The organism is Kribbella sp. NPDC058693, from assembly GCF_042715335.1.
Lineage (GTDB): Bacteria > Actinomycetota > Actinomycetes > Propionibacteriales > Kribbellaceae > Kribbella > Kribbella jiaozuonensis.
Window position 1 is genome coordinate 1,614,923 of record NZ_JBHXSQ010000004.1, and the last position, 8,800, is coordinate 1,623,722.

Annotated in this window: 8 protein-coding genes; 5 read left to right on the forward strand and 3 right to left on the reverse strand. The window is 68.6% G+C overall.

Features of this window, described 5'->3' with window-relative positions:
- The first annotated feature begins 37 nt into the window (after nt 1-37).
- Nucleotides 38-1,024 (forward strand): pirin family protein, encoded by a 987-nt coding sequence (locus ACFWUU_RS34190; RefSeq protein WP_137252738.1) that lies wholly within the window; start codon nt 38-40, stop codon nt 1,022-1,024.
- On the opposite strand, the gene ACFWUU_RS34195 is transcribed toward ACFWUU_RS34190, so the two are convergent.
- The gene (locus ACFWUU_RS34195; RefSeq protein ID WP_137252739.1) at nt 1,021-1,332 is read right to left on the reverse strand and encodes a cupin domain-containing protein; all 312 of its coding nucleotides are present in this window, start codon (nt 1,330-1,332) and stop codon (nt 1,021-1,023) included. The two genes, ACFWUU_RS34190 and ACFWUU_RS34195, sit on opposite strands and share 4 nt — an antisense overlap.
- Nucleotides 1,333-1,403: 71 nt before the next feature.
- Here ACFWUU_RS34195 and ACFWUU_RS34200 point away from each other — a divergent pair, with 71 nt between their 5' ends.
- The gene (locus tag ACFWUU_RS34200) at nt 1,404-2,324 is read left to right on the forward strand and encodes a helix-turn-helix domain-containing protein (protein ID WP_380181750.1); all 921 of its coding nucleotides are present in this window, start codon (nt 1,404-1,406) and stop codon (nt 2,322-2,324) included.
- Here the strand turns inward: ACFWUU_RS34200 and ACFWUU_RS34205 are convergent.
- Together ACFWUU_RS34205 and ACFWUU_RS34210 are read right to left on the reverse strand one after the other, a co-directional pair.
- Nucleotides 2,312-2,953: a phosphotransferase gene (locus tag ACFWUU_RS34205; protein WP_380181752.1), complete on the reverse strand. Its 642-nt coding sequence runs from the start codon at nt 2,951-2,953 to the stop codon at nt 2,312-2,314. The genes ACFWUU_RS34200 and ACFWUU_RS34205 overlap by 13 nt on opposite strands.
- Entirely contained in the window at nt 2,954-4,222 is a 1,269-nt protein-coding gene (locus ACFWUU_RS34210; RefSeq protein ID WP_137252742.1) for a glycoside hydrolase family 18 protein, read from the reverse strand.
- A 369-nt stretch (nt 4,223-4,591) separates the two neighbouring features.
- On the opposite strand from ACFWUU_RS34210, the gene ACFWUU_RS34215 reads away from it, so the two are divergent.
- From ACFWUU_RS34215 to ACFWUU_RS34225, 3 genes are all read left to right on the forward strand, one after another.
- Nucleotides 4,592-4,897, forward strand: a complete 306-nt coding sequence (locus tag ACFWUU_RS34215) for a hypothetical protein (RefSeq protein ID WP_380181754.1) — start codon at nt 4,592-4,594, stop codon at nt 4,895-4,897.
- A 56-nt stretch (nt 4,898-4,953) separates the two neighbouring features.
- A complete protein-coding gene (locus ACFWUU_RS34220) occupies nt 4,954-5,661 on the forward strand; it encodes a transporter substrate-binding domain-containing protein (RefSeq protein ID WP_380181756.1) in 708 nt (235 codons plus the stop codon).
- A gap of 168 nt (nt 5,662-5,829) precedes the next feature.
- The coding region (locus ACFWUU_RS34225) for a S8 family serine peptidase (RefSeq protein ID WP_380181758.1) at nt 5,830-8,800 on the forward strand (2,971 nt) is incomplete at its 3' end.

Sequence of the window (8,800 nt, forward strand, 5' to 3'; positions counted from 1 at the left end):
AGTTTATTCTTGAACTATCAACCAGCGAGGAGCCACCATGCCCGCCGTGACCGTCAGTGACATCACAGTCCTGCCCCGCATCACCCAGCCGGACCCGGCGATCGCGCACGAGCGCCCGGTGAAGTCGGTGACGTCGGCTCCGAGCGGCTACGAGGGCGAGGGCTTCCCGGTCCGGCGTGCGTTCGCCGGCGTCGACCTCCGCGACCTGGACCCGTTCATCCACATGGACCAGATGGGCGAGGTCGAGTACGCGCCGGGCGAGCCGAAGGGCACCCCGTGGCACCCGCACCGCGGCTTCGAAACCGTCACGTACATGCTCGACGGGATCATGGAGCACCAGGACTCCAACGGCGGTGGCGGCATCATCTCCAACGGCGACACCCAGTGGATGACCGCCGGCTCCGGCCTCCTGCACATCGAGACCCCGCCGGAGCACCTGGTGCTGAGCGGCGGCCTGTTCCACGGCATCCAGCTCTGGGTGAACCTGCCGAAGTCGCTCAAGTGGGCGCCCCCGCGCTACCAGGACATCCGCGGCGGCGACGCCGCCCTGCTCTCCACGCAGGACGGCGGCGCGCTGATCCGCGTGATCGCCGGCTCGGTCGACGGTCATGACGGCCCCGGCTCGACCCACACCCCGATCACGCTCGTCCACGCCACGGTCAGCCCGGGCGCGGAGCTGGTGCTGCCGTGGCAGCCGGAGTACAACGCGCTCGTCTACGTTCTTGCAGGTCAGGGCACGGTCGGCGTCGGCAAGCGGCCGATCCGCAAGGGTCAGCTCGCCGTCTTCGGCCCGGGCGACACGATCCGGACGGCGGCCGGTACGACGCAACCGCAGGCCGAGCCGAACCTCGACGTACTGATCATCGGCGGCCGCCCGATCCGCGAGCCGATCGCGATGGCCGGGCCGTTCGTGATGAACACCCGCGCCGAGGTCATCCAGGCCTTCGAGGACTTCCAGGCCGGCAAGCTCGGCTCCATCCCCGCGGTCCACGGCGCCCCCACGGAGCTCCGCAGTACCGACTAGCCCTCGGGGTAGAACAGGAACAGCGTGCAGCCCTTCGCGGACTGCGGCACGTGTGACGACCCGGCCGGGGCGTGGATGAACGAACCGGCCGGGTAGTCACGCTCCCCGTCGTTGAACACGCCGTCGACGACGAACACCTCCTCCGGTCCGGGGTCATGTACGTCGATGCCTTCCCAGCAGGATCCCGGATCCATCTGCAAGACAAAGGCTTTCGCGACCTCGCCGGACCAGAGCGGTCGCAGCGTGATGCCGGGGAAGAGTTCGCGGACCGGTGCGTCGTCGACGAACGCCCACTCGTAGTTCTGCATGCCTCCGATCCTCTGCATTCCGAGGCGCGGGACCCAGTGTCTGGATAGTCCCGATCAGGTACTTTCTTGCCATGCACCGTGTTGTCGCTCTGGTCAGCGCGCCGCAGGCGAGCTTCGAGCTCGGCTGTGCGGCGGCGGTGTTCCGCGAGGCGCCGTATCGGTTCAGCGTGTGCACCGAGGAGCCGGGACCGGTTCGCACCACCGAGGGATTCGACATGGTGGTGACATCCGGTCTGCGGGCGCTGGATCGAGCGGACACGATCGTCGTACCGGGCTGGCTGCCGATCAATCGCGAGCCGACCGACACAGTCATGCGCGCACTCAAGGGGGCCCATCGGCGCGGAGCTCGGTTGGTCAGCATCTGCTCGGGTGCCTACGTCCTCGCGTCGACCGGCTTGCTCGACGGGCGCCGGGCCGCGACGCATTGGCGGTACGCCGATGAGCTGCAGCGCCGATTCCCCGCCGTACAGGTGGATCCGGACGTGCTGTACATCGACCACGGCGACGTGGCGACCAGCGGTGGATCCGGGACCGGGATCGACCTGTGTCTCCAACTCGTCCGCAACGACCACGGGGCCGCCCACGCCGCCCGGGTCGCGCGGCAGATGGTGATGCCGCCGCATCGCGAGGGCGGCCAGACTCAGTACCGCAGCGAGGACCAGGTGCCGACAGATTCGTTGGGTGCCCTGCTTGATTGGGCCGGTGAGCACCTGGCCGAGCCGATCACGCTGGAACACCTCGCCGGCCAGGCAAACGTCTCACCGCGGACACTCGCGCGACGGTTCACCGACCAGCTCGGGGTGGCGCCGGGGCAGTGGTTGCTGGCCCAGCGGATCGCCCGGACGCGTGTCCTGCTGGAAGAAACGGACCTGCCCGTCGAGACGATCGCCACCAAGGTCGGCCTGTCGTCGGCGACCAACCTGCGCAGACGGTTCCGCGCCGCTCTGCACACGACGCCGAGCGCGTACCGCCGGGCGTATCAGGGCATGTAGTCGCCGCTGTCGTCGAGCGTGATGTAGTGCTCGATCCGCGGGTCGTCCGGGTCCCCGCCGTACAACTCGACGAAGCGCCGGGCCGCCGGCAGACCGCCGTACTGCGGGTTCAGGTTGCCGCGGAGGCTCTTGAACATCAGCGCGAGGTCCAGGTAGCGGTCGCCGGCGCCAAGGCGGCCGAGGTCGAGGAGGCCGCAGAAGCGGAGCGTCGCCGGGTCGATGAAGACGTTGGGCGCCGCGTAGTCCCCATGCGTCACCGCATCGCCGCGACCGGGGAAGGGCGACGGGAACGGACAGCCCGACAGCTGATCCAACGCGCGCAGCCCGTCCGCGATCGCGGCCAGTACGGAGGGGCGGTCGGCTGCCGGCCAGTCCTGCGACGCATCCCGGCCGGGCAGCTCCGTGGTCAGCAGCCAGTTGTTGCCGCGGTCAACGATCTGCGGACACGGGAAGCCGACCGTGCCGAGCCAGGCCAGTCGATCAGCCTCGTCGGACACGCCCGGGCCGGCCTTGTAGTACAGGCGTTCCGACCCACGATCGAGTCGCACGACCGTCGCTCCGGAGCAACCGACGTGGACCGGTTCGGCATTTGCCGCGCCGAACCGGTCCTGGAGAGTATTCAGATCCACTCAGCGAAGGTTACGGTGCAACGCCGAGATCAGCTCCCCATTTGAATCGCCGTCGAGGGACCAGATCATCGCGCCGCCGAGGTCGCGGTGCGAGATGTACTGCGCCTTGCGGGCCATCTCGACCGGGTCGTCCCAGGTCCAGAACGTCGTACCGTCGAAGAGCCAGGCGAATCCGGCCTTCTTGTCCCGGTAGACGGTGTAGTCGGACAGATGGGCCTTGAGCAGGCGGTAGTCCTCGGTGCCTGCTTCGTACGTCGCCGGCGCCGGGCCGGTCGAGGGCTGGAACAGACCGTGGTTCGCGTTCGTCACGCCGGTCCAGCCGTGTGAGTAGAACGGCACACCCATCACCAGTTTGCTGCGCGGTGCGCCGCGGGACAGGTACGCGTCGATCGTGACCTGCGAACTGAACTCCGGCGTGGTCGGATCACCCTTCGGTCCGTCGATCGCGGACTGCTGGTTGGTGAGCGTCTCCCACGGGCCGTGGTAGTCGTAGCCCTGCGTCGTACCGAAGGTCAGGTCCTTGAACAGCTTGCGGACCTCGAACCCCTTGTCGATCATCGTCGGGTTCGCCGGCAGGAACGCGGTCAGGTTGTAGCGACCAGCGTGCCCGGACAGCTTGTCCAGCTGCTTGCGGTACTCGTGCACCAGCGCGGTGAAGTTCTGCTTGTCCTCGGGCCGGATCACGTTACCCGGGTTGCCTTCGCTGGCCGGCCACTCCCAGTCGAGGTCGACGCCGTCGAAGATGCCCTTCGCGGCACCGGCGGGGAGGCCGGGCAGGTTGCCCTTGAGCCACATGTCCAGGCACGACTTCACGTGTGCGGCCCGGGAGGCCGGCGTGAGCGCCGCATCCGAGAAGTGCGCCGAGCCGGTCCAGCCGCCGAGCGAGATGCTGATCCTTAGCTTCGGATACAGCTTCTTGAGCTCCTTGAACTGGTTGAGGTTGCCGTTGAGCACCTGTCCGGGCTCGTCGGCCTTGCCGTTCACACTCTGCTCGGCGCTGAACGGTCGCTGGTAGTCGGCCCACGCGTCGCTGCTGATGCAGTTCCCCGACGCGTCGACGAAGCCGAATGCGTAGTTGATCTGGGTCAGCCGTGCCGCGGCCCCGCTCTTCACCAGATCGCTGACCAGGTAGTTCCGGTCGTACCCACTCCAGTTGGTGTAGTACCCCACCACTCGTTTGTCGCTGTCGTGTGCTTGCGCAGGCACCGCGACGGTCACCGGAACGACCATCGCCGCCGCCACCAGCAGCCCCACACTCCGACGTTTCATCTGCAACCCCCATCGGACGGTCTGTGCGCACACAGTAGGACCGACCAACGACTTACACAATGTCTCTGCAAAAACTGGTCCATGGCCCCGCCCATGGCTGATCAGAAGTTGGCCGACGCGCTTACCGCCGGGCGCTCCCGTTCGTCTTCACGGCGATCTTCCGCCCCCGCATCAAGCGGCTTCCCGCCGCAGCCCAGGCGGTGACCAGAGAACGAGCTCCCCAGCGTCCTCTTCGGGCCGCCGATTCGCGGGTGCCGGCGGCTGCTGCGCAGGCTGGACCTGACCGGCAGTCAACGGCGCGAGTACCGGATCGACCGGCAGGTCTCCGAGCTGGCCGGCTCCGAGCCGACTGCTCGATCGCTGGAGCGCGTGCTCCTCGCCGGTACCTGCTACCGCGCGCTCGCCCGCGCCGTCCGGTTCGAGCCGGGCAGCGATCCGCTCGACGTGCTCCGCCGTACCGCTGCCGAGATCCCCGACCACGAGTTCGTCCGACTGCTGCGGTTGGACCAGGCCCGCAATGGCCGCACCGACGCGGACCATCCGCCGACCGCCTCACGCACGCGCCTGCTCCGCGCCAACCCGACGCCGACGACCGCCGTCTTCGCGCCGTCGAAGGACGACGAACTGGCGACGGCCGCCCGAGCCGCCGCGGCGTACCTCCGCGACCACGACTGACGAGATCCGTCAATCGATCGCCGACCCAGCCGGGGCCGACGGATAGGGTCGCGGACATGACTGTTGCAGCGGATCTCGCGCCGACCGGCGTACTGCGGGCCTCGATCAACCTCGGCAACCCGGTGCTGGCGAACGGTACGCCGGACGCGCCCGGCGGGGTCACCGTGGACATCGCCCGCGAGCTGGCCGAACGCCTGGAGCTGCCGCTCGAGCTGGTCTGTTTCGACGCGGCGCGGAAGTCGTTCGAGGCGATGACCTCCGGGCAGGCCGACATCTGCTTCCTCGCGATCGACCCGGCCCGCGCGGAAGAGGTCGCCTTCACCGCGCCGTACGTGGTGATCGAGGGTGTGTACGCCGTACCGCGGGACTCGAAGCTGACCACGGTCGCCGACGTCGACACCGACGGCGTGCGGATCGGGGTGAAGCAGGGGTCGGCGTACGACCTCTACCTGACCAGAACGTTGCAGCAGGCAACGGTTGTCCGCGGGGACGAGGGCGTCGACGTGTTCCGGGCCGAGGGGCTCGAGGCGGCGGCCGGGATCCGCCAGCCGATCACGCAGTACGTCGCAGAGCACCCCGACCTCCGCGTGATCGACGAGCGGTTCATGCAGATCCAGCAGGCCGTCGGCACCGCGAAGGCGAAGCACCCCGAGACCGTCGCGTACCTCCACGCCGTGATCGAGGACCTCAAGTCCTCCGGCTTCATCGCCGCCTCCCTCGCCGCTTCGGGCCAGGCGGACGCGATGGTGGCTCCGCCTGCCTGAACCCGTTGCCCTTACGGGCAGTAGTCAGGCAGGAACCTGCCGTGGCAGGTGGTGCAGGCAACCTTTTGGTCCAGTCCGGACATCTACCGGTGAGTGGTCGTCCGGCTCCGCTCCGTGAGGCGACGTCGGGCGGCCCGATGTGAGGACAACGATCGGGAGGGACTCATCGTGGTATCCACACCACGATCGAGGCGCCTCGGCGTAGCCGCCGTCGCCTCGATCGCCGCCTTGAGCCTCGGGCTCTCCGCCCCGGGCCATGCATCCGCAGTACCGCAACCTCATCCACTGGCCGCAAAGACGGCCAAGCCGAAGGATCAAAGCGTCACGCTGATCACCGGTGACCGCATCACGCTGAAGGGCGGCGATCCGGCCAAGCCCGCGGTGCAACCAGGCGCCGGCCGGACCAACGTCGCGTTCAGCTCGTACCGCCTGAAGGACCACCTGTACGTCGTACCGTCGGACGTCAGCGAGCGCCTGTCCACCGGTAAGCTCGACAGCCGGCTGTTCGACGTGACCGGCCTGATCAAGGACGGGTACGACGACAAGCTGCCGCTGATCGTCACGTACAGCGGGAAGACCCAGAAGCGGGCCGCGATCCCGGGCGCGAAGGTCTCGCGCCAACTGCCGGTCATCAACGGTGCCGCGATGACGGCCACCAAGCCCGCAAGCGTCCTGAGCGCGACCGGGATCGACAAGATCTGGCTCGACGGCAAGCGCAAGGTCGCGCTCGACCAGTCGGTCCCGCAGATCGGCGCACCGATCGCCTGGCAGGCCGGCTACACCGGCAAGGGCATCCCGGTCGCCGTCCTCGACACCGGCATCGACAAGTCCCACCCGGACCTGGCGACCCAGGTGGTCGGCGAGAAGAACTTCACCGACGCACCCGACGGCGACCACTTCGGCCACGGCACCCACGTCGCCTCCACGATCGCCGGTACGGCGGCCGCGTCGAACGGCAAGTACAAGGGCGTGGCGCCTGACGCGAGGCTGTACGACGGCAAGGTCTGCGACGACTTCGGCAGCTGCCCGGACTCCGCGATCCTGGCCGGCATGGAGTGGGCCGCGACCGAGATCAAGGCCAAGGTCGTCAACCTGAGCCTCGGCGGCACCGACACCCCGGCCATCGACCCGCTCGAGGAGGCCGTGAACCGGCTGACCGCCGAGACCGGCACGCTGTTCGTGATCGCCGCCGGCAACGACGGACCGACCGAGCGCACCATCGGTTCGCCGGGCAGCGCGGACGCCGCGCTCACGGTCGGCGCCGTCGACAAGCAGAACGGGCTGGCCGACTTCTCCAGCCGCGGCCCGCGTGTTGGTGACGGCGCCGTGAAGCCGGACATCAGCGCACCCGGTGTGTCGATCGTCGCCGCCAAGGCGAAGGACTCGATCATCGGCGAGCCGGTCGGCGACGACTACCTGCGCCTCGACGGTACGTCGATGGCGACGCCGCACGTGGCCGGATCGGCCGCGATCCTGGCCCAGGAACACCCGGACTGGAAGGCCGCCGAGCTCAAGGGCGCGCTGATGGGTTCGGCCAAGCCGGCCGACGACCAGACCGCGTTCGAGCAGGGCGCCGGCCGGGTAGATGTTGCCAAGGGCATCAAGCAGACCGTGATCGCCGAGCCCGGCAACGTCTCGTTCGGTACGGCGGTCTGGCCGCACGACGACGACACCCCGGTCACCAAGACGCTGACCTACCGCAACCTCGGCGACCAGCCCGTCACGCTGAACCTGGCCGCGTCGCTGAACGGCCCGGACGGGAACCCGGCACCCGCCGACGCGCTGAAGCTGAGCGCGACCTCCGTCACCGTCCCCGCAGGCGGTACGGCGTCCGTGCAGGCGACCTCGGACACCAAGCACAACGGCCCCGACGGCCTGTACTCCGGCCGCATCACCGGGACCAGTGGCGACACCACAGTCACCAGCGCGATCGGCGTGGAGAAGGAGCAGGAGAGCTACACCCTGACGCTGAAGGCGATCGGTCCGGACGGCAAGCCCGCTCCGGTCGACGGTGTGCTGACCGCGATGGACCGGAACTTCTTCCAGTTCCTCGGCGACGGCAGTGACACGATCGCGATGCGGCTGCTGAAGGGCGAGTACCTGGCGCAGGCCAGCCAGTTCATCGAGCAGCCGGACGGCAGCTTCGTCAGCTACAGCCTGGTCCAGCCGTCCGTCCAGCTGACCAACGACACCACGGTGGTGTTCGACGCGCGGACCGCCAAGCAGGTCAAGGTGACGGTGCCACAGGCGGACGCGAAGGTCGCGCTCGGCGACGTCGGGTTCGACCGTACGTCGGCCGACGGCAACATCGGATTCGGCTACGCGGGTCTCGTGTCCGACTTCGACGCCGTCTACAGCGCACAGCTCGGTCCCGCGCTGCCGCCGGAGCAGCTCACCGGCCATGTCGCGTCGCAGTGGGCGAAGCCGGACGCGAACGGTTCGTCCAACAACTCGCCGTACGTCGTCGGTCAGCTGAACACGTTCCCCGGACGCTTCCCGACCGGGTTCGTGCGGGCGGTCAAGGCGAAGGACCAGGCCGTCGTCAAGCAGACCACCAACGCCACGAGTGACCGGGCCATCGAGCGGATCCTGATCGGCAACGGGCCGGGGATGAACGGCAGCTGGTCGCCGGTCCTCGACTACGGCAAGGCCCCGCTGACCACGACGCTGTACGCCGATGCCAAGCCGGCCACCTGGCAGCTCGAGACGGACGAGATCGTCCCGAGCACGGACCCGAACGATCCGTTCCCGCAGACGATCAGCCGGCTGATGTCGCCGGTCAAGTCGTACCGGGCCGGCCAGTCGTACCGGGAGCGGTTCAACGCCGCCGCCTTCACGACGGCGCCGGATCTCGCGGCCCGGGCCGAGAACGACCTGATCGTGTCCGCCTTCGGTCTCGCCGATGCGGACGGGAACAACGGTTACAGCGCCACGGATGCGGAGTCCAGCAAGCTGATCAGGGACGGGCAGGTCGTCGCCGAGTCGCCGTACTTCGGGTACGTCGAGGCGACCGGGCTGCCCGCGGAGAAGTCGACGTACACGCTGGAATCGACGCAGACGCGACAGTCGTTCAGCGCGTTCAGCACCAGGATGGATCTGCGCTGGACGTTCTCCTCGGCGGCGACCACCGAGCAGAAGC

What these genes read in the sequence shown, in the direction of transcription:
- ACFWUU_RS34190 (WP_137252738.1), top strand. Translation starts at nt 38, where the DNA reads ATGCCCGCCGTGACCGTCAGTGACATCACAGTCCTGCCCCGCATCACC.
- ACFWUU_RS34200 (WP_380181750.1), top strand. Translation starts at nt 1,404, where the DNA reads ATGCACCGTGTTGTCGCTCTGGTCAGCGCGCCGCAGGCGAGCTTCGAG.
- ACFWUU_RS34210 (WP_137252742.1), bottom strand. Translation starts at nt 4,222, where the DNA reads ATGAAACGTCGGAGTGTGGGGCTGCTGGTGGCGGCGGCGATGGTCGTT.
- ACFWUU_RS34220 (WP_380181756.1), top strand. Translation starts at nt 4,954, where the DNA reads ATGACTGTTGCAGCGGATCTCGCGCCGACCGGCGTACTGCGGGCCTCG.
- ACFWUU_RS34195 (WP_137252739.1), bottom strand. Translation starts at nt 1,332, where the DNA reads ATGCAGAACTACGAGTGGGCGTTCGTCGACGACGCACCGGTCCGCGAA.